Source organism: Halorarum salinum, from assembly GCF_013402875.1.
Classification (GTDB): Archaea; Halobacteriota; Halobacteria; order Halobacteriales; family Haloferacaceae; genus Halorarum; species Halorarum salinum.
On record NZ_CP058579.1, the window covers coordinates 312,600 to 333,039 of the forward strand.

Annotated in this window: 19 protein-coding genes and 1 tRNA gene; 7 read left to right on the plus strand and 13 right to left on the minus strand. The window is 64.9% G+C overall.

The annotated features are described in order from the left end of the window. The first annotated feature begins 33 nt into the window (after positions 1–33). A complete protein-coding gene (locus HUG12_RS01460; protein WP_218836383.1) occupies positions 34–1,962 on the plus strand; it encodes an MEDS domain-containing protein in 1,929 nt (642 codons plus the stop codon). A gap of 21 nt (positions 1,963–1,983) precedes the next feature. Here HUG12_RS01460 and HUG12_RS01465 read toward each other — a convergent pair whose 3' ends face one another. From HUG12_RS01465 to HUG12_RS01495, 7 genes are all read right to left on the minus strand, one after another. Next, a complete protein-coding gene (locus tag HUG12_RS01465; RefSeq protein ID WP_179267074.1) occupies positions 1,984–2,214 on the minus strand; it encodes an H/ACA ribonucleoprotein complex subunit GAR1 in 231 nt (76 codons plus the stop codon). Further along, entirely contained in the window at positions 2,214–2,495 is a 282-nt protein-coding gene (srp19, locus tag HUG12_RS01470; RefSeq protein WP_179267075.1) for a signal recognition particle subunit SRP19, read from the minus strand. The genes HUG12_RS01465 and srp19 overlap by 1 nt, the downstream gene beginning before the upstream one ends. A 98-nt stretch (positions 2,496–2,593) precedes the next feature. Then, positions 2,594–5,272: a TRAP transporter permease gene (locus tag HUG12_RS01475; RefSeq protein ID WP_179267076.1), complete on the minus strand. Its 2,679-nt coding sequence runs from the start codon at positions 5,270–5,272 to the stop codon at positions 2,594–2,596. Continuing rightward, positions 5,263–5,751, minus strand: a complete 489-nt coding sequence (locus HUG12_RS01480; protein WP_179267077.1) for a DUF1850 domain-containing protein — start codon at positions 5,749–5,751, stop codon at positions 5,263–5,265. The genes HUG12_RS01475 and HUG12_RS01480 overlap by 10 nt, the downstream gene beginning before the upstream one ends. Positions 5,752–5,755: 4 nt before the next feature. Continuing rightward, positions 5,756–6,799, minus strand: coding sequence for a TAXI family TRAP transporter solute-binding subunit (locus tag HUG12_RS01485; RefSeq protein ID WP_179267078.1), 1,044 nt, complete (start codon positions 6,797–6,799; stop codon positions 5,756–5,758). Between the two features lie 271 nt (positions 6,800–7,070). Beyond that, positions 7,071–7,379 carry a hypothetical protein gene (locus tag HUG12_RS01490; protein ID WP_345776995.1) on the minus strand — a complete coding sequence of 103 codons (309 nt, stop codon included), beginning with the start codon at positions 7,377–7,379 and terminating at the stop codon, positions 7,071–7,073. A gap of 301 nt (positions 7,380–7,680) precedes the next feature. Further along, on the minus strand, positions 7,681–8,871 hold the full coding sequence (locus HUG12_RS01495) for a PGF-CTERM-anchored ABC transporter substrate-binding protein (protein ID WP_218836385.1): 1,191 nt from the start codon (positions 8,869–8,871) through the stop codon (positions 7,681–7,683). Positions 8,872–8,930: 59 nt separating this feature from the next. Here HUG12_RS01495 and btuC point away from each other — a divergent pair, with 59 nt between their 5' ends. Further along, positions 8,931–10,028: a vitamin B12 ABC transporter permease BtuC gene (gene btuC / locus HUG12_RS01500; RefSeq protein WP_179267079.1), complete on the plus strand. Its 1,098-nt coding sequence runs from the start codon at positions 8,931–8,933 to the stop codon at positions 10,026–10,028. Continuing rightward, positions 10,025–10,801 carry a heme ABC transporter ATP-binding protein gene (locus HUG12_RS01505; RefSeq protein WP_179267080.1) on the plus strand — a complete coding sequence of 259 codons (777 nt, stop codon included), beginning with the start codon at positions 10,025–10,027 and terminating at the stop codon, positions 10,799–10,801. Before btuC ends, HUG12_RS01505 begins: the two co-directional genes overlap by 4 nt. Before the next feature lie 42 nt (positions 10,802–10,843). Here the strand turns inward: HUG12_RS01505 and nirK are convergent, their stop codons facing one another. Continuing rightward, positions 10,844–11,926, minus strand: coding sequence for a copper-containing nitrite reductase (gene nirK, locus HUG12_RS01510; RefSeq protein ID WP_179267081.1), 1,083 nt, complete (start codon positions 11,924–11,926; stop codon positions 10,844–10,846). A gap of 153 nt (positions 11,927–12,079) precedes the next feature. On the opposite strand from nirK, the gene HUG12_RS01515 reads away from it, so the two are divergent. Next, positions 12,080–13,108 (plus strand): class I SAM-dependent methyltransferase, encoded by a 1,029-nt coding sequence (locus HUG12_RS01515; protein WP_179267082.1) that lies wholly within the window; start codon positions 12,080–12,082, stop codon positions 13,106–13,108. 68 nt (positions 13,109–13,176) lie between these two features. Next, a tRNA-Thr gene (locus HUG12_RS01520) sits at positions 13,177–13,249 on the plus strand. Positions 13,250–13,738: 489 nt separating this feature from the next. Here HUG12_RS01520 and HUG12_RS01525 read toward each other — a convergent pair. After that, positions 13,739–14,647 (minus strand): hypothetical protein, encoded by a 909-nt coding sequence (locus tag HUG12_RS01525; RefSeq protein WP_179267083.1) that lies wholly within the window; start codon positions 14,645–14,647, stop codon positions 13,739–13,741. 87 nt (positions 14,648–14,734) lie between these two features. Here HUG12_RS01525 and HUG12_RS01530 point away from each other — a divergent pair, with 87 nt between their 5' ends. Continuing rightward, entirely contained in the window at positions 14,735–14,980 is a 246-nt protein-coding gene (locus tag HUG12_RS01530; RefSeq protein ID WP_179267084.1) for a helix-turn-helix domain-containing protein, read from the plus strand. A 971-nt stretch (positions 14,981–15,951) separates the two neighbouring features. Then, positions 15,952–16,521 (plus strand): hypothetical protein, encoded by a 570-nt coding sequence (locus HUG12_RS01535; RefSeq protein ID WP_179267085.1) that lies wholly within the window; start codon positions 15,952–15,954, stop codon positions 16,519–16,521. Between the two features lie 1,081 nt (positions 16,522–17,602). On the opposite strand, the gene HUG12_RS01540 is transcribed toward HUG12_RS01535, so the two are convergent. The 4 genes from HUG12_RS01540 to HUG12_RS01555 all read right to left on the minus strand — a co-directional run bounded on the left by HUG12_RS01540 (position 17,603) and on the right by HUG12_RS01555 (position 20,060). Continuing rightward, complete coding sequence (locus HUG12_RS01540; RefSeq protein WP_179267086.1) at positions 17,603–18,001, minus strand: hypothetical protein; 399 nt, start codon at positions 17,999–18,001, stop codon at positions 17,603–17,605. A gap of 12 nt (positions 18,002–18,013) precedes the next feature. Further along, positions 18,014–18,592 (minus strand): hypothetical protein, encoded by a 579-nt coding sequence (locus tag HUG12_RS01545; RefSeq protein ID WP_179267087.1) that lies wholly within the window; start codon positions 18,590–18,592, stop codon positions 18,014–18,016. 72 nt (positions 18,593–18,664) lie between these two features. Further along, on the minus strand, positions 18,665–18,805 hold the full coding sequence (locus HUG12_RS01550; protein ID WP_179267088.1) for a hypothetical protein: 141 nt from the start codon (positions 18,803–18,805) through the stop codon (positions 18,665–18,667). A 247-nt stretch (positions 18,806–19,052) separates the two neighbouring features. Further along, complete coding sequence (locus HUG12_RS01555; protein WP_179267089.1) at positions 19,053–20,060, minus strand: tyrosine-type recombinase/integrase; 1,008 nt, start codon at positions 20,058–20,060, stop codon at positions 19,053–19,055. Between the last annotated feature and the right edge of the window lie 380 nt (positions 20,061–20,440).

A 20,440-nucleotide genomic window follows, 5' to 3' on the forward strand; every position in this document is an offset into this window, starting at 1 on the left:
AGGATTATTACTGCTCGCGGCAGTACCGCTGATGTGATTCGAAACGCCCAGCGTAGCGGACGCTCCAGGCCGCTCGGACTAGAGAGCGGGCTGTCGGCGCTGCGAACGAGTCCCCAGTTCGACGGCTCCGTCGAACCCATCGGCGACCACGAGATGAACGAACACGTCGCCCTCCTCTCCGAAAACCACGAGGAGCGGTTCGCCGCCGTGACCCCGTTCCTGAAACAGGGGCTCGATCGGGGCGAACGGTGCATGTACGTCGTCGACGGGACGTCGCGGGCCGACGTGCTCGAGTCGCTGCGCGCCGCCGACGTCGACGTTGACGCCGCGCTCGACTCCGGGGCGCTCACGTTCCACACCGTCGAGGAGACCTACCTCCGGAACGGGTCGTTCGACGCCGACGGGATGCTCGAGTTCTACGCCGACGCCGTCGAGGCGACGACCGCGGAGTACGAGGCGCTCCGCGTGACCGCGGAGATGGGGTGGGTCCTGCGCGACGGGACCGACCTCGAGGAGTTCATGGAGTACGAGAGCAGGGTGAACAGGCTGTTCCGCGACGAGGACGCCATCGCGCTCTGTCAGTACGACTACGAGGCCACGCCGCCGAACGTCCTCCGCGACGTCATCAAGACGCACCCGCACCTCATCTACGACGGCACCGTCTTTCACAACATCTACTACATCCCGCCGGAGGAGTTCTTCGGTCCACGGCGGGCGGAGGCCGAGGCGGAGCAGATGCTCGCGACGCTGCTCGACCGCGCCGAGACGCGGACGGAGCTGGACGCCCACCAGTCGTCCCTCCGGCGGCTGAACGAGATCACGGCGGACCCGAACCGGTCGTTCGAGGGGAAGCTCGAGTCGCTCTTCGAGCTCGGCCGCGAGCGGTTCGGGCTCGAACTCGGCGCGATGGCCCGCGTCGACGTCGGGGCGGACGGGTTCGAGGTCGAGCACGTCGGCGGCGACCGCGGGCGCTTCGAGCCGGGCGTCGAGCTGTCGCTCTCGGAGACGTACTGTCCCGCCGCCATCGGGAACGGGGCGGCCGGGAGCGTGACCGAACCCGAGGCGGAGGGGTACGGCGACGCCGTCGTCCGTCGGGAGTTCGGCCTCCGGACGTACCTGGGCACGCACGTCGAGGTCGACGGTGGGCCGGACCGGACGTTCTTCTTCGCCTCCTCGGAGCCGCGGACGGGAGGGTTCACGGACGCCGAGTGCACGTTCCTGAAGCTGATGGGCCAGTGGGTGAAGGGGGAGCTCGAACGCCGGAAGCGCGAGCGGGCCCTCGAGGCGTCGAACGAGCGGCTCGAACAGTTCGCCTACGCCGCCTCCCACGACCTGCAGGAGCCGCTCCGGATGGTGTCGAGCTACCTGCAACTCGTCGAGCGCCGGACCGACGGCGACCTCCCCGAGGAGTGCGAGGAGTTCATCGAGTTCGCCGTCGACGGCGCCGACCGCATGCGGAACATGATCGACGGCCTGCTCGCGTACTCGCGCGTCGGGACGGGGGAGGAGCCGTTCGAGCCCGTCGACCTCGAGACGGTCGTTGCGGACGTCCGCAACGACCTCGGGCTGCAGATCGAGGAGATCGACGCCACGATCACCGCCGACCCGCTCCCGACCGTCGCGGGCGACGGCGGGCAGTTGCGACAGCTGCTCCAGAACCTGCTGGACAACGCGATGGAGTACAACTGCGAGGGCACACCGGAGGTACACGTCTCCGCCGAGCGGACCGGGAGCGACTGGACCGTCTCCGTCCGCGACGACGGCATCGGCATCGACCCCGACGACGCCGAGCGCGTCTTCGACGTGTTCGAGCGGCTCCACGGCCGAAAGTGCCACGAGGGGACCGGCATCGGCCTCGCGCTGTGCGAGCGGATCGTCGAGCGACACGACGGCGAGATCTGGGTCGAACCCGGCCGCGAGGACGGGACGACCGTCTCGTTCACGCTGCCCGCGGCCGGGTAGCGGGACCGGGCGTCGCCGGCGTCAGCGGGCGTACAGCGGCTTCCCGAGCAGCTCCGTGAGCGCGGCCCCGTCGTTCGGCGTGACGGCCACGTACGGCCGCGAGACCGGCCCGAACACGTCGACGACGCGCCCGACCGTGGACAGCGAGTCGTCGACCACCATCGTGCCGACGTCGACGGGGTCCTCGTCCGACGGCACGCGCACGACCGCGACCCCGCCGGCGGTCCGGACGACCTCGCCGACGCGGCGCATCACTCACCCCGGAGGATGCCGATGTAGGCGGCGACCGCCTGCACGAGGTCGTTCTTCGCGGTGTCCTCGGTTCCGGAGACCAGGACGCGCCCGCGGGGTTCGTACTCCCGCGAGTACGTCCCGTCGCGTTCGATCGTCGCGTCGTAGCCGACCTGCTGGACCGCCTTCGCGATCTCGTCCACCGTCGGCTCCGCGACCGCCTGCTCCTGGGCGACCCGCCGCCCCTCCGCCCGGGTGAGCGCCGCGTCGAAGTACGCGGGCCAGAGGACGTTCTCGACCATACCGGAGGGGTGTGCGCCGGGCGGAAAAAGGGTGCTATCCGGCGGGGGGCGTCTCCGACGGCGAGTCGGATCGGACGGGTTCGCGCCGGGACCGCCGGTCAGGCGACCACCCGGTCGTCCTCGCGCACCGTCCCGAACAGGAGCACGGCCAGCAAGCCGGCACCGGCGAACCGCGCGAGCACGTCCGTCGTCGTGGTGTAGGCCACGAGGTCGAGTCCGACCAGCCCGAGACCGGCGGCCGCCGGCGAGAGCAGCAGCGCCGGCACCATCAGGAGCAGCGACGCGAGCGCGTAGCCGACGCGCCCGACCGTCGGCACCTCGTCGTCGTAGAAGCCGATGATCGCCACGCCGAGCGCCCAGATGCCGACGAACATGCCGACGATGGGGACGACGACCTCCGAGAGGAGGTAGACGGGGTCCGAGAGGTCCGCGAGCGTCAGCAGCACCGCCTCGCCCTCGGTCCGGCGCAACAGCAGGATTCCGGGCGAGAACACGAACGCGAAGGGGACGAGGATCTTGTTCAGCGACAGCAGGAAGGCGATCCGGCCGGTCCCCCACTCGTCGGCCTTGGCCACGCCCGCGGCCGCGTACGCCGCGACCGCGACCGGCGGGGTCACGTCGGCCATCAGGCCGAAGTACAGCACGAACAGGTGCGCCGCGAGGATCGGCACCCCGAGCCCCTCCAGCGCGCCGCCGAGCGTCGCGATGAGCAGGATGTACATCACCGTCGTCGGCATCCCGAGCCCGAGGATCAGCGCGGCGACGCCGGCGATGAGCAGGGTGAGGACGAGCGACCCGCCCGACAGCGTCACGATGAGCGAGGTGAGGTTCGGCCCGAGGCCGCTCACGCTGATGACGCCGGGGATGACGCCCGCCGCCGCGACCGCCACGACGACCGTGGTCGCCGTGCGGGCGCCCGAGTCCATCGACTGGACGATGAAGGTCACGAACCGGTACGCCTGGTTGTCGGCGAGTCCGGGGCGACCGACGCGTCCGGCGACGGCCTCGGCCGTGTCGTCGACGCTATCGTCGAGTTCCAGCAGCCGCGACTCCACGCCGGGGCGGACGAGGAGCACCCCGACGGAGACGACGAGGACGATCACGTCGAGGGAGCTCACCGCCTCGCGGAGCGCGGCGACGGGCGACAGCGGCGTCCCCGCCGCGCCGGTCACCAGCCCCGCGACCCCGACGCCTGCGACGGCCAGCGCCGCCGCCTGCGCGAGGAACCCGAGGCCGATGCCGGCGAGCAGCGGCACGCGCGTCCCGCGGGACCACGCGGCGACGAGCGCGACGAGCGCGACGACGGCCACGATGGTGTACCAGCCGGACCGTCCGACCGACAGCCGGCGGATCACCAGGTAGTACAGCAGCAGCACGATCGGCACGAGGTAGAACCAGCCCCGCCGGAGGAGGTCCCCCACCCGCGGGAGCGTCGACCGGTCGACGCCGCCGATGCCGTGTCTGGCCGCCTCGAAGTGGACCATCACCCACATGCCGAAGAAGAAGGCGATCGCCGGGACGGCGGCCGCGACGATCACCTCGCCGTAGGGCGTCCCGGTGTACTCGACGATGAGGAACGCCGCGGCGCCCATCACCGGCGGCAGGATCTGGCCGCCGGAGGAGCTCGACGCCTCGACGCCCCCGGCGAACTCCGGCGAGTAGCCCGACCGCTTCATCAGCGGGATGGTGAACGCGCCGGTCGTCACGGTGTTGGCGATCGACGATCCCGAGAGCATCCCCATGAACCCCGAGGAGACGACCGACGCCTTCGCCGGACCGCCCCGCCGGGAGCCCGTCAGCGCGTACGCGAAGTCGATGAACCACCTGCCCGCGCCGGACGTCTCGAGGAACGCGCCGAAGAGGATGAAGATGAAGATGAACCGGACCGAGACCGTGACGGGGATGCCGAACACGCCCTGGGAGGTGAACCAGAGGTTGCGGACGACGTTCGCCCACGAGAGCTGCGGGATGGAGAAGATGCCGACGAGCGCAGCGTCCCGCGGGATGAAGTGCCCGAAGTAGGCGTACGCGATGAACGACGCGACGAGGCCGGCGAGGAACGTCCCCAGCGCCCGCCGGGTCGCCTCCAGCACGAGCAGGACGCCGACCGTGCCGAGGAGCAGCGCGTACGACGCGTCGAGCGGGAGCCCGACCGCCGTCAGCGCCGCCGCCGGCGCCCGGAGGATCGGGTACACCTCGCCGATCGGTCGCCCCCCCTCCAGCCCCAGGATGCGGAGCACGCTGCTGATCTCGTCGAACTCCTGGAGGAAGTACACCGGCGAGGTGAGCGTGAGGACGACGAGCACGAGGTCTGCCGGCGTCACGCGGTCGCGGTTCGGGTCGACCGCGAACCACCGGACCGCCCCCCGGACCGGCTCCACCGCGCGGCGGGCGGCCGGCCCCAGGCCGGCGACCGCGTCCGCGAGGGCGCCGAGCCGCCGGGCGACGGCGCCGGTCCCGTCCGTCCCCGGGAACAGCAGGAACGCGAGCACCAGCGCGAACGAGACGTGGACGACGTTCGCCTGTAGCTGCTGGAGGGCGAACAGCTCCACCTCCCCGAGCAGGGGGAGCGTGAACCGGACGGTGAAGCTGCGAGCCGCCAGGATCATCTGGAACAGCGAGAAGAGGATCGCGACCGCCGAGACGACGATCGCGGCGATCCCCCCGAGCGACCGCTTGCGCTCGATCTCCTCCAGGAGCTCCTCGGTGTCCGTCGACTCCGCGTCGGTCGGAGCGGCGTCCGGACCGGGCTCCTCCGGCGGTTCGCCTACGCCCATGGCACCCGTCCCCGTCGCTCGCCGGCCCCCTCCGAGACGCGGAAGCGTACCGTCTCCCCGCCGGACAGTTCGACGAGGTCGTAACGCTCGCCGTCGACGACGAGCTCGTGTCCGGCGATCTCGCCCGGCGAGACGTACAGCTCCTCGGTCTCGGCGTTCGGCTCGAAGACGAACGCGCCGTCGTCCGTCCGGTTCACGTCGGCGGTCGAGGGGAGCCCGGCGCCGTACGAGGAGAACTCCATGCGGGTCATCACGAGCGACCCGTTCCGGAGCTCGTACGTCTCGACGACCGGGGTCTTCTCGACGCTGTGTGTGTACTCGAGCACGAAGCCGTCCGTCCGGACCGTGAGCAGCTCCTCGCCGTCCTGCTCGACGACGAGCAGCGGGTCGGCCGGCGCGGTCACCGCCCCGACCCCGGCGAGCACGACGGCCATCCCCGCGATCGCCGTGATCGCCGCGAGCGTCACGCCCCCTCGCATCGATCTACCCGAAGTAGCGGGCGGCGCCCTCGTGGAGGTCGATGGACATCCCGTCCTGTGCCGTGTCGGCGCTGATGAAGTCCGTCTTGATCGTCAGTTCGTCCACGTTGTCGAAGATGGCCGCGGTGACCTCCTCGACGACGTCGGCGTCGTACTCCGCCCGGGTGGCGATCATCGCCTGCACCGAGACGGTGGCGACGTCCTCGTCGATGCCGGAGTAGGTGCCGGCCGGGATGGTGTCGTCCGCGAACCACGAGGCGGCGTCCCGTAGCTGGCTGCGGGTCTCGTCGTCGAGGTTCAGGATCTCGATGTCGGACGTCTCCGCGAGGTCCGCGACCGCGCCGACCGGCCAGCCGCCGACGACGAACGCGGCGTCGACGTCGCCGTCGCGGAGCTGGTCGGCCGCCGTGCCGAAGTCGGCGTTCTGCTCGTCGAAGTCCTGGGGCGTGATGCCGACGGTCTCGAGGATCTGGAGCGCGTTCACCTGCGTCCCCGAGCCGAGATCGCCCGTGTTGATCGAGGCCCCCTCCATGTCCGAGAGCGACTCGATCCCGGCGTCGGGCCGGGTCACGATGTGGATCGTCTCGGGGTACAGCGTCGCGACGCCCCGGAGGCTCTCGACCGGGTTGCCCTGGAACGCCTCGAGGCCCTCGCCGTTGGCCGCGAAGTACGCGATGTCGTTCTGGATCAGCGCGAAGTCGGCGTCGCCGTTCGCCAGGCTCCCGACGTTCTCGACGGACGCGCCGGTCGACTGGACCTGCAGCGTGTGCGGCGTGTTCGCCTCCACGACCCCCTTGAACTCGTTCGAGAGGGGGTAGTAGGTGCCGGACTGCCCGCCCGCGTGCCAGGAGATCCGCTGGCCCTGGCCGCCGTTCCCGCCGTCCTCGGTCCCCTCGTCGGTGGCGTCCCCGTTTCCGCCGCCGTTGCCGCCACCGTTCCCGTCGCCGTTTCCGCCGTCGGTACAGCCGGCGAGGCCGACGAGACCGGCCGTGCCGGTCGCCTTCAGTACGTCGCGACGGTTCAGATCGAGCGGAGTTCTCCGTGACATACGTACTCGAAGAACCCCCTCGAGGATATTTATGCGCATCGTAACTCCAGTGGGGAGTACGAACTTCCAATTCGCGGCCGAATCGCCGAGGATCGGCCCTCGACGGGATGGACGCTCCCTCACAGGGCGGATTCACGACGCGGATGAGCCTGTCGTACGATGGAAACTGGCCTCGCCCACGAGAGGGGCGAGCCTACCGTCGCCGGGGCTGGCGGTCTATCGGCTTCGCCCGTCCATGACCGGCCGCCCGGTGGAGAGGAGGGTGAACGGCTCAGTCGGCGTTCTGGGGGGTAGACCGCGGCGCGGACCGCCGGTCTGTCCCCGTCCCGAACAGGTGGTCGAACGGGTGGGGCGAGCGGAGGGTCGCGATGAGGCTCCACATCACCCCGGTCAGGAGCGATCCGAAGGCGGACATCGTCATCCCGAGGCTGAAGAAGGTCACCCCGTAGACGATGCCTATCGTCGCGGACGGCATCGAGGTCCCGAGCGGGACGTTCGCCATCGAGTCGCGGAGGGTCGGGACGAGCACGACGAGCGAGAAGACGCTCCCGCACAGGAAGACTAGGTCTTGCCACATCATCGTTCCTTTTCGAATTTGAAGTCAGTTCTGGAGGTGTGGTTCATCGAATCTACAAAATAGTCTCGGCCTGATAAGGGTTACTCGTTATCGAGTAAGTTCTATCGTGAAGGATAGGGGCCGGCTATCGCCGCCCGGGATCGCGCCGGACGTCGGACCCGGGCGGACGAACCCGACGGGTCGACGTGACGTTCCCGGGTCGACCGGCCGGGTCCGGACGATCGGCCAGTACGGTCGGCGTACCGGTCGGGCCGGTCGGTACGCCCGGCGTAATCGTCCGGTCCGCCGGCCAGTCGGTTCGCCGTTACGACCGGCGGGCGAGCAACGCGCTCGTCAGCACCGCGAGCGCGGCCACCGCGGCGCCGAAGCCCGCGGCGCTCGTCTCGGTCGGCTCGGACTCGTCCGCGGTCGTCTCCCCTTCCGACGTCGAGTCCGACGTCGGCGACGCCGTCTCCGTGCCGTCGCCCGACTCCACCGTCACGTCGCCGCGCGCGACGAACTCCGCGTTCGCGGCCGCGTCGGGGTGGAAGCCCTCGGTGAGGTTACGAACGCCGTACACCACCGAGCGGGGTGCGGGCTGGTTCATCCAGTTCGCGTCCACCGTCACCGTGTTCCCGTTCTCGACCGCGGGGGTGCTCGCGTACGGCTCCCCCTCGACGGTGTGTGCCGAGGAGTCGGTGAGCACCAGGTACTCGGGGGCCAGTTCGACGATCACCTCGTCGTTCACCTGCGGGTAGCCCCCGTCGAACTCGCGCTCGCCGACGACGTTGGTCGCTCCCGAGACCTCGAGCATCGTCGAGATGAACGTGCCCGTGTTGACGACGTAGCCGCCGCCGAGCGGGTAGAGCGCGCGGACCGGCTCCTCGTCGGCGGTCGCCTCGGCGGCCGCCTCGACGTTCGCGTCCATCCAGGCGTTCGCCTCAGCGGCGCCCTCGCAGTTGCCGGTCAACTGGCCGATGAGCGTCGTCTTCTCGCGCACGGTCGTCACGTTCGTCTGCTCGGTCACGTGGAACACCGTGAGCCCGGACCCGCGGAGCGCCTCGACCGTCTCGACCGGGATGGAGTTGGGCGCGAGCACGAGGTCCGGCTCGGTGCCGACGACCCTCTCGACGCTCACGCCGAAGCCGGACGCCGACACGTTCTCCCGCGTCTCCGCGCCGTCGAGGTAGAGCGCGAACTGCGAGACGCCGACGACCTGCTCCTCGCCGCCGATCTCCCACATCGTCTGGGCGGCGCTCGGGTTCAGGGTGGTGACCCGCTCGGGCCGCTCCTCGACGGTCACCTCGGTGCCCGTCGCGTCGGTCGCCGTGAAGGGGAACTCACACGACGGGACGTCGCCGTCGGTCCGATACTGTACGCCGTCAGCACTCGCGTCCGCGTCGGCGGGCGCGGACCCGTCGCCCGCCGTCGGCGCGGTCGCTCCGGCCGCGGCGGCCGGGACCACGCCGGCGAGCACGACCGCGGTCGCCACGAGGATCGCCGTGAGTCGTCGCACGCCTTCCACGACCGGGTAAGACAATAAATATTTACCTAAAGCAATCTACCTTGATATCCATGCGAACCCCGGGACGCTCGGCCGTCGCCTCGGCGGGCCTGTTCGGCCTGCTCGTCGCGGTCGTCACGGCGAGCGCCGGCGTCGGCCCCGTCCCGGTCCCCGCGCGGAACGTCCTCGCGGTCGTCGCCAACGCCGTCGCGGTCCCCGTCGGGTTCGAGCGGGTCGCGGGCGCGACGAGCGCCGGCCTCGCGGGGACGGGAATGTCGGTGCGGTACGTCCACCCGTTCTCGTTTCCGGTCCCCGAGGTCCACGAGACCATCGTGATGACCGTGCGCCTGCCCCGCATCGCGCTCGGCGCGTTCGTCGGCGTGGCGCTCGCGGCGGCGGGCACCGTGATGCAGGGGTTCTTCCGGAATCCGATGGCGGACCCCTCCATCGTGGGCGTCTCCTCGGGCGCCGCGGTCGGCGCCGTCTTCGCCATCGTCGCGCCGCTGGCGCTCCCGTTCGGCGTCGGGCTCAGGGGGGCGGCGTTCGCGGGCGCGCTCGCGGCCGGGTTCGGCGTCTATCTCATCGCGACCCGGGACGGCCGGACGCCGGTCGCGACGCTGCTGCTCGCCGGCGTCGCCGTCCAGACGCTGCTCGGCGCGGTCGTCTCCTACATGCTGTTGCGCTCGGGCGAGTCGATGCGCCGGGTCGTCCACTGGCTCATGGGCCACCTCGCCAACGCCACGTGGGACGACGTGACGAGCGTCGCCGTGCTCGTCCCCGTCCTCGTGCTCGTTCTCGTGGGCTACGCGCGCGACCTGAACGTCCTCCTGCTCGGCGAGGGCGACGCGGGCGCGCTCGGAGTGAACGTCGAGCGGACCAAGCGCACCCTGCTCGCCGTCTCGGCGGTGCTCACGGCCGCCGCGGTCGCCGTCTCGGGGGTCATCGGCTTCGTCGGCCTCGTCGTCCCGCACGTCATGCGGCTGCTCGTCGGCCCGGACCACCGCATCCTCCTGCCGACGAGCGCGCTCGCCGGCGGGTCGTTCCTCGTCGCCGCCGACACGGTCGCCCGGGCGAGCGCCGCGGAGGTGCCGGTCGGCATCGTCACCGCGGCCGCCGGCGCGCCGTTCTTCCTCTATCTCCTCCGCAAACGCGAGGTGTACGAGCTGTGATCCGCGCGAGCGACGTCCGCGTCGACCTCGGCGGCGAACCGGTGCTGGAGGGCGTCTCCGTCGCGGTCGGCTCCGGCGAGCTGGTCGGGCTGGTCGGCCCGAACGGCGCGGGGAAGACGACGCTACTCCGGGCGCTCAACGGGACGCTCGCGCCCGATTCGGGGACCGTCGAGGTCGACGGCGCCGACGTCGCCGGGCTGTCGTCCCGCGAGGTCGCGCGGCGGGTCGCGACCGTCCCGCAGGACACCTCGGTCTCGTTCGAGTTCACCGTCGAGGGGGCCGTGGAGATGGGCCGGACGCCGTACGTCTCCCGGTTCGGCCGGACGACGAGGGAGGACCGGGAGGCGGTCCGCGAGGCGATGGATCGCGCGCAGGTCGCCGAGTTCGCCGACCGGTCGGTGACGACGCTCTCGGGCGGCGAGCGCCAGCGGATGCTGTTCGCCCGGGCGCTCGCGCAGGGAACGCCCGCGCTGCTGCTCGACGAACCGACCGCCAGCCTCGACATCAACCACCAGCTTCGCACCTTCCGGCTGGTCGAGGACGCCGTCGAGGGTGGGAAGGCCGCGCTCGCGGCCATCCACGACCTCAACCTCGCCGCGCGCTTCTGTGACAGGCTGGTGCTCATCGCGGGCGGTGAGGTCCGGGCGAGGGGGACGCCGGAGGCGGTGCTGGGCGACGACGCGCTCGCGGCGGCGTTCGGCGTCGAGACGGCGCTCAACCACGATCCGGCCGTCGACGCGCCGCTCGTCACCGCGCTCTCCGAAGGCGAGTGACGGTCGCGACGTGGCCGCCCCGACGGGGACCGACCGCGTTTCTCACGGATCGGGGTCGTAGATGCCGAGGTCGGACTCGCCTTCGACCTCGATCACGCCCCGAGCCCCTCGCCGGACCGGCCGCGTGAGCGCGTGATCGACGACGGTGATCGGGCCGGGGACGGGTAACTCCATCTCGGCGGCCGTCGTCGTCCCCGGCGCGACGGGCGTCGTCTCGACGTACCGGGCCGGTTCGGAGACGAGGTCGCCGTCGCGGTACAGCCGACTCCAGACGTTACCGATCGCGTGCCAGGCGCACGGGAGGTTCGGCCCGCCGTTGGCGAAGTACACGCGGACGGTCTCGTCCGTCTCGGCGGACAGCGGACCGTAGCCGTCGTCGGTGAACGCGTACGCCTCGCCGTTGAAGACGACGTACGTCGGCCCCTCCTCCCCCAGCCCCCCGAAGTCGAAGGTGTGGTGACCGTCTACACCGGGGTCCCCGTTCGTGTAGAGTTCGTGCTGGCCGAGGTAGAACTCCCTGTCGACGGCGGGCAACCCGTCCGCGGGTTCGACGAGGATGGCGCCGAACATGCCGGAACTCACGTGGTAATCCATCAGCGGGACTGCGCAGTGATAGATGTGAATCCCGGGATAGACAGTCCTGAAGCGGATCCGGGCCGGAGCGTCGCCCGGCGCGAGGGTGGTGTCGGCCGCACCGCCGCCGGGGCCATACACCGCGTGGAAGTCGACGTTGTGAGCGTCTCGGTTCAGGTCGGCAGGCACCTCGAACGTGAGGTCGATCGTGTCGCCCTCGCGGACGCGAATCAACGGCCCAGGAATCCGTCCCTCGTAGGTCATGTACCGGAACGTGGCGCCGGGTTCTATCTCGGCGACCAGTTCCTCGGACCGCAGTGTGATCTCGTGCTCGCGGGGCGTGTTCCAGTCGACCGGCGGCGGAACGTCCGTCGGATCGGCGGCGATCCGATCGACGTCGGGGTCCTCCGCCGGCGGGAGTTCCTCCGGTGGATCACCCTGCTGTCTCGACGACGCGCGCCCTCGGGTCGAGAGACGGCCTGCCGTGAGGAACGTGCCAGCCGCGGCCGTCGACTGTAGAATCCGCCGGCGGAGCACCGATGGTTGTGACATGACAGTACCGTGCTGAAATATACGCCCCTCGAGGAGTAGGCGTTGCGACGGGAAGCACCACCGGATGAAACCGATTGCCTACGTCGGTTCGTCCGAACCGCTCCGGGGCCCACGAACCGGTAGCCCTTTCGCCGCCCGTGGGCGAGACGAACCATGCGCGTCCCGTGCGTCAGGGTCCCCGTCGAGGAGGGCGAGGCGATCCGAACGCTGCTGGCCGACGCCGGCCTGCTGGACGGCGACCGCGAGATCTCGGTCGAGGACGACGACATCTACATCCCGGTGGTGGACGCCGACGCGGTCCCGGCCGAGTACGAGGTGGTCGAGCGCGAGGCCGCCGAGCGGACGGGGCAGGTGACGCCCGACGAGATCCTCGGGTACGAGCCCTCCTACGAGCGCCTGGGCGACATCGCGATCGTCGACGTGGACGACCCCGGGGAGGCCCGGCGGGTCGCCGAGGCGATCCTGGAGTCGGACTTCCCGTGCAGGACGGTCGTGAACCGGGCATCGAAGGTGAAAGGCGAGTACCGGGTCCGCGACTGGGAGGTGCTGGCCGGGGACGATCCCGAGGACGGCCCGGAGGGCGGCGGAACCCCGTCCCGCCCGCGGACGGAGACGGTCCACCGCGAGTACGGCCACGAGTTCCTGCTCGACATCGCCGAGGTGTACTTCTCGCCGCGGCTGGCCACCGAGCGCCACCGCGTCGTCGAGCAGGTCGAGGTCGGCGAGCACGCCTTCGACATGTTCGCGGGCGTCGGCCCGTTCGCGGTGCCGATGGCCGCCCGCGGCGCCGAAGTCGTCGCCTGCGACGTGAATCCGCGCGCCGTCGAGTATCTGCGCGAGAACGCGAGACGGAACGGCGTTTCGGAGAACCTCACCGCGATCGAGGGCGACGTGCGCGAGGTCGCCGCCGACTACGGGAACTGGGCGGACAGGGTGGTGGCGAACCTCCCCCACTCCGCGACGGAGTTCCTCGACACGGCGGTCGCGCTCGCGGGCGAGGAGTGCGTGCTCCACCTCTACGACATCCAGCACGAGGACGACCCGTTCGGCCCCGGCGAGCGCGCGGTCAGGGCGGCCGCGGGCGGGGAGTACGAGGTGACGGTGGAGACGCGCCGCGAGGTCCGGTCGTACGCGCCCCACGAGGTGAACGTCTGTCTGGACGTGCGCCTGTCGCGGGTGTGACCACGGACCACGGTCGCGCCGGTTCCGGAATCCTTATTTCCGTCATGCCGGTACTCCGTATTGCGAGCGCCGGTGTAGCTCAGCTGGCAGAGCGATTCCTTCGTAAGGAATAGGCCGAGGGTTCAAATCCCTCCACCGGCTTTCGGTCGGCTTCGCCTCCCGAATGACCTTATTCACCCGATAGAGGCCCTGACACTTGAATATTCCTTTCTGGGACCCCGTTTCGAGAGACATTTGATTCGGTCTCACCACCCCGTTTTGCCGGAAACATTCGATTCGGTCACCGATACGTGGCCGCTCCCCCGTGTGGTTTCGAAAAAGGAGTCCGAATACAGCGAGAAGGGCGCTCCGCCTTCTTGTCCGGTCGTGAACCACCACCATCCGGGGCGGGTTTTGACACCACTCAATTCGCGGGCCGTCGGTTGACGTAACCCGGCTCAAAGGTTCTGACAATCCCCGCGTGCGTATGGGCGATGAGGTTATTCGTGACTGGCGAGAAGGGCGAGGCAAGGTTCATTTTCGTCAGCCCCAACCCACCTTCGAGCCGTCGCCACGAATGGCGTTACCCCTTCGCTATGTTCTACGGGGTTTCGTGAGTTGGGTCATTTTAGTGGTGTGGTTGTGGAAGTGTTAGTGTTCTCTACTTATTGTGCCGTCGCATCGCTCTATGAAGCCTTCAAGTTGTTTAACTGCAATGTTCAGGTCTTCTACGTCTTTATGGTCCATTATTAGATTCCTTGATGGGTGCATGACTTGGTTCCGCAAATCCCTCGCCTTGTTCAGATTATGGTTGAAATCGCCTTTCCCGTCGTATCCGAGAGAGCTTGTTATTTCTGATGACCGGCTCGCAACATCCTTCAAATCACCGAATCCCATGTATTCGGTCGGATGTAGCTGGCCCACGTTGTATTCGGCCTTCTTCCATCTGCCAATGCTTACCTCGTCCATGTGCTTGATTAGGTCTTCTCCGTCGGGATGGGTTGCTTCAATGGCGTGAGATAATACAACTTCAACGCTCGAAATGAGTTGGTAGAGGATTGCCCGAAGCCGCCTATCGTTCAGGTCGGCCAGAGTTATTATGGACAGGCAACTTCGGTCTTGCAATATTTCATATACTTCGTCATGGTGCTCTGGCCAGTCCTCTAAAAGGTCATACGGGTTGGAATAGACTTTGCTGTTGGTGAGGTCCTTACTTGTAGGACTGATTGTTTCTACTACAGAGTCGTTGATGTAGAACCATTCATCAGGATGATATATTAGCAGAAAATCGTGGTCTTTGAAGCGGGATAATTCCGGAATTATCGGGTCCTCCAGCCATACCCATTGTTCTCTGTTGAGGTCTTTCAGCGAACAGGAATTGCAGTCATAATACTTGCCGTCGGTGGGCAGGGGGATGTACGTGTAGTTGTTTGATTCGTAGTGGCCTATATTGTCCCTGTATGTCTCCAAACTCTCGAAATCACAGACTGACGATATTTCGACGTTAATTGTCTGTGCGTAATCGACGTGGGGTTTCGGCCACGAAGGATTGTCGGTCACAATTGCCCAGAATATTCCGTTGTCAGCACTTAAAGTTTAGAAGATACGGTATCGTTTGAGAGTCAAAGGCGGCGAGAAAGAGGGCGTATGAGTGACGACGACCGAGACCGCACCGACACAGAGCGCTATACGGAGCAGGTTAGCCCCGATGACGCCCTTGAGGTGTTCTCCGACCACGAACCCAGAACAGCCAGCGAAATCGCTGACGCCCTCGATGTGTCCCGCAGAACTGCCCTCAACAAGTTATCCGAGCTGGTCGAGCGGGGAGACCTCCGGCGCAAGAAGGTCGGTGGCCGGGCAGTCGTCTTCTGGAAGCCCACATCAGATGAATAGACTGAGTGGGCTCTGTTGAAACCCTCAAAACATGATAGGTTTGGCACTGTCCGTGGTAAGTGCAGACGAGGAACCTACCGTTGGACAGTTACTGTTTCAGTTCTCGGTAATTGTGAGTGTATATTCGTAGTCCTGAGAGTGAGGTTCGTCAATCCGTTCACCGATTCGGAACCCGTATTCGTACTCGCCGGGTGCAGCATCAGGAGCAACATGAACTGGCGCGCTCACGGTAACACTTGTGCAGTCGTTCCATAACCAAATCGGCGGGCATGAATCGGCTTGAAAATCAATATCCGGTGAGGTCTCAACGTCTCCGAATCTGACTGGAGCATCGGTGGAACCACATCGGTACAATTGCGTGTCGAATTGGAACTCTGTGATGCCTTCCACATGAATTTCTAATATTGCGAAGCCACCCGGAACCAGTTCTAACTCATCAACTTGGACGGTCGGTGGCCAACTTCCGTCGTCCGTGCAGGAGGTAGTAGTACCAAGACACCCACCTAATATTCCAGAGATTGTTGGAACGGTTCTGGCGAGGAACTGACGACGGTTCATAGTTGATGCGTCATCCGAGCGAGTGTGAAACTTTCCCAAGGTCTATACGGGTTTCTGTTGCTGAGTCGCAGGGCTACCGAAAGACCAATTCGCACCTGTAGTAAACGCGCATTTCGTGCTAATATACCTCTGAAGAATGGGATTTCAACAGAGCCACTGAGTGCTGTTCTGAGGCAGACACCCTCGGACCTACGTAATACTCCTACACCCGAAAGGGGCCTTCCGCCGGAGAAAAACGCCTGACTGCGGTCCGGTACAGTTAATACCCTACGATTGGGTTTAATCTTGAGAGAACCGAGGAAGCGTCCCCGGACTGGTCAAGACCGGGTTTTTGCTGGTCCGTGTGCTGATTCTCCTTTCTGGACGAGAAGCACGCGCCAACTGGAGCATCTTGGGTTGTCTCACAGACCACTATGTACGACGAGTCACAACCAGAGCCGATTACGGAACCCGACACGCCGAACGCTACTAAATTCCACCCCGACGATGAGAACGCGGATTATCCATCAAAGGACAGACTTGACGGAATGAAGTCGTTTATAGTACACTACAGCCGTCTCAGGGCATTCAACAAAGGAATATTCTCGTACAAGTGGGGAGACAATCCAATGCTCCAGAGACAGGACAGTTTGACGATTCTCGATGCCGTCGCGGGTTACGTTGAGCTGAATCCCCTTCAGAAGAAGGTCGCCCGCATGGAGATGGACCGGGCACTGTTCCAGAAGTGGAGTTCTCCGGCTGGGATTGACAAGGAATTAATCGCAGTCTGTATCTGCGCTATCGTCCTTCGGAACGACTGTCGGAGCGACCGGGCCTATCACCCCAACCGAAACGACGAGAACAATGACGAGTTGTTCGTTCATCTCATGGAGGGATTCTCTTACCAAGACACAACTGTCCGGCGTTGTATCCAGAAGGTCCAAGGCCACATTCAGTGGTCGTCTGTTGATTGGAAGGAGGCTGAGACCATGCTTTCGGCCTGAATGGAGTATATAAACCCCAGACAGGGTATATAAAGGGTTGTATCTTAATAGTGTTGAGGGGATTCGGAGAGGTGGCCCAGAGCCCACTATAGGATACCGGGATAGGAGAGCGGAACCGTCTCCCTATTGCGTATCCCAGCGACTGCCGAAACAGGAGGCGATACGTTGTAACGGAGGTCGATTTGCTGTCGTTGGTCGCTTCTCGTCCAATACAGATTCTGAAACGGACAAGAAGTCCGGCGCTCCACCACCGCTTCCAGAGGGAACCAATGGGAGTCAGAACCGGACGACATTATCTCTGTACCTGACTGATATTGTAGTATTCCCCCTAATAGTAGCCAACCATTCACTTCATATCTGCCTCAGAAGTTCATCGACCGACTGGTTCCCGAGAGGATTCCTTCCTCAACTCCTGCCCCTGAGGGGTCTGTTACCGATGGGAATGGGAGAATACGGACTCCTCCATTGGATACCCCTCCTAACCGGGACCACCACTCCTATTCAGACTGTTGTCCCAATAAGTTCCTATGAGGACCGCAGTCCCTTCTCAATCCGCTATCCTCTTCGTGGTACAGCACCCTTCTTGTCCCATTTTGGTCCCTTTCTGGTACCGCCTTCCTCTATAGGACAACTCCTAAAGGGACTCTCCCTACTACCCCCTTTCCGTAGGTTTTCCCCCTTCTTCCCTCTCATAGGGTCCTGTAGGAGTAGGGAAAATCAGCCATATCAGGCCAACCCCCGGGTTTGGGGGAGCCATAGACAACCAGTTGCCCCTCAGACGTCCGAGGATGCTCCCAGCTGGATTCTTTTTTGGACCGAGGGGCAACCATCATCTAGAGTACAGAATCGAACCACGAGCCTCGTAGGAGCTTACAACGAATACGAATCCAACCTACATTATGTCGATATAATTTCTATCGGTTCGGAGTTTGCTCTGCTTTGGTTGGAAGATGCCAGATATACCAAAATAGATTATATGGAATCTTTCTTACTGTTAGTGGCGGCCCGCCCGTCATTCTGTGTTTGGGTAGCATGAAGAAAACGGCCCCAAAAAGGATGCACGGGGATTATATCAAGCGCCTTAAATAAAGTTCTCCCTCGCGTCGGGTTGGGGTCGTGGCTCTGAGACGATAAACGGGGTAGACCCGAGTTCTTCGACCGTGGGAAGTTCGGGTCTGGGTCGAGCCGAATTGAGCCGGTCTTTTCCGAAGACGGTTGTGAGGAGGGTCGCAGTCACGAAGTCCCCTTGGCGATATGCGTCGTACAGGTCGCCGTCCCAGACGTTCCTGAGGAAGCGGCTCCCTTCGGGAGGAAAGTCCTCGGGGTCCCCGTCAAGGTCGGTATGGGAGACGTAGCAGCGGGCTTCTCGCCGCACAGGATTCCGGTTCACATCGTCCGGACTAACCTGAATCAGGGTCAGGAACTCCTCTGAGGCCCCTGCTTCTCGGAAGAACTCAATGTTGTCAGGCGTCAGGTCCACGTCGGAAGGCGCTTAGACTGCATCCTCATTAACGGTCTCGCCACGTCGCCACTTCTGGTACGCATTTCGGTCAATTTCATGGGAGCGTCCATCCGGATGTTCCGCCCGTGTCATACCGGCTATCTCGTGGATGCCCGTTATCGGGTCGCCACATTCGGGGCAGGAGAATGACGGCGGGTCGTGAGGCGGTTCCTCCGGCCATATCTCCTTCCGCCGAGCGATACTCGGACAATGGTTGCAGAAGCCCTTCCGATACGAGAGAATGAGGCTCCATTCGTGGTCGGTTACCTCAGGGAACGGCTTCAACGAATCTGAGTTGGGGTCGGGGACGTTGACGGTGTGGCTACAAAGGGTGTCGCCGTCTTGAACGATGTGGTCTTTGTAGGAGTCTCGATAGTAGATATAGAAGGGGGCTTCTCGATTCCCAACCTCTGTCAGCCATTTCCCAAGCCGAGCCGCGTCCGAAGGCCACATCGCGGGCGCTTCATCTTGGTTCTCCACAGAGTAGCCATTCAGATTGCGAACCGTCCCGGTCTCCTCATCCCACCATAGATACCCGGATACGAACTTGTGATAGTCTTCTTGTGTCAAGGTTTGGTTAGTTTTTGGTTTCACGCCTTCTCGCCTGATTCAGGCCCTCAGTAGTACCTTCAGCAGTACCATCTACCGGAGGTAGTGTTTGAGGTCAGCATTGAACTCTCGGAGTTCGGCTTTCTCGCCCTCTGGAAGACGACTATTGTGAAGGGCTTCTTGAATCCGCTCCTGAAGTAGTACGGCCTGTCGCTTGTTCGGCTTCAGCGCCATACTATCCTTTATGGCCCGGTCGGCATAAACCTATCGAATAGTTGAAAGTTCTGGAAGGGGTCTTCTGGGTTTGCTCGTGGGACTACTGACTCGATTCCCTCGGAACACCGCACCTTCTCGTCTGTTTTGTCTCTATCAACAATCGAAACTTCGGCCCCTCGGGCAGTCTCCTAACATCCATCATGAAACTGATGGTTTGGTCACGGAACCGCCGAGGACAGGAACGGTCCGTGAGGGGGCCTCAGCGCTATATGTCTCGTAGGTGGTCCTTCCGCCGTTCGGCTTTCTCGTCGTAAGACCCCTTGTCGTAGTGCTTATCCAGAATCTTTCCACTCATGTTCACTCGGTCACCCGTCACATCCTTCGGTTGGCCTGCGTTCCGAGCCGCCGTGACGTATCCCCGGCGAAGGGCGTGGGGACTGACCGAGCCGGGACACTTCGAGGCGTGTCCCCATTGAGTCGCTTCGCAGGTATCGGCGTCTCGGTCGAACGGACACTTCCCGCCGTTGTGGAAGCACGGGCTGGTAGAGAGGTAGACGTGTTTGGTGATGGTCGTCCGGGATGCACGTCCGTAGTCGGTAGCGATTAGCGGCTTTCGTCCGTGGTCGTCGGTCACGTCCGGGCGCTGGGTGGAGATGTAGTCGGCCAGAACCTCGGCCACTTCAGGGGTAATCAGAACGTCCCGTTCGCTCTTTGATTTCCGCTTGAGTGGCGTTCCCGATTCGGCCCGGTGTCGAATCTCGATAGCGGGACGGCCTTCGTCAAAGTCACCTACGTCGAGGGCACGTAGTCCTCCAAGTCGCATCCCGGTCTTCCAGAGGGTGAGTACGATTACGTGGCGAAGACTTGCGTAGTCGTACTTGGAGAGGCGTTTGAGGATGGCCTTCGCTTCTTGTCTTGTGAGGACGTCGTCACATATCTCGTCTTCGTCGGAGACCTTCGTTGTCTGGACGAGTTCGTGGAGACCGACGGGGACGGCCTGTATAGACTCACAGAATTGGATGAAGTTCTTGATGGTCCGCATATCGTTGCGGGCCGTTATCGGCTTCACGTCGTCCAGTCGCCATGCCTCGAAGCGGGCTATCTCGTCGCTGTCTACGTTCCTCATGTCCTCGATGTTCTGGGTGGCGAGGTATTCGAGGAACCGCTTGAGGGCGGTGTTGTAGTTATAGAGGGTCTTCTCGCTGACGTGGGCTTCTTTCCGTGTCAGGTATCGGCTCTTGGCGTCTCGGGGTGGGGTTGGCTTGAGTTCCATCGTTGGCCTTGTGTAAGGCCATTCGCAGAGGTGCGTCCGCGTATGGACCGGCGGTAGCGACGAGGTACAGCGTGCCTCTCGCGTCTAAGGGTTCCAAATCCCTCCACCGGCTCTTTCTTCCGAACGAACCGAGGCTGAAGAGCCTCGGTGGAGGGATTTGAGCCGGGGAGGAGCTCCGCTCCGACCGTGGTTCACGACCCCTCCACCGGCTTCCCGCCCCTCCCGGCCGAAACGACGCCGAAAGCAGCTTCCACCGACGTCCGCCGTTCCCCGAACCGAGCGTCCCACACTCGGACCGTGGATCGTCGTCGTCCGGGACGGTCGCCGGGGATGGCCCATCACGCCGGAACCGCGGGTCGCGTCTCGGCGTCGCCGGCCCT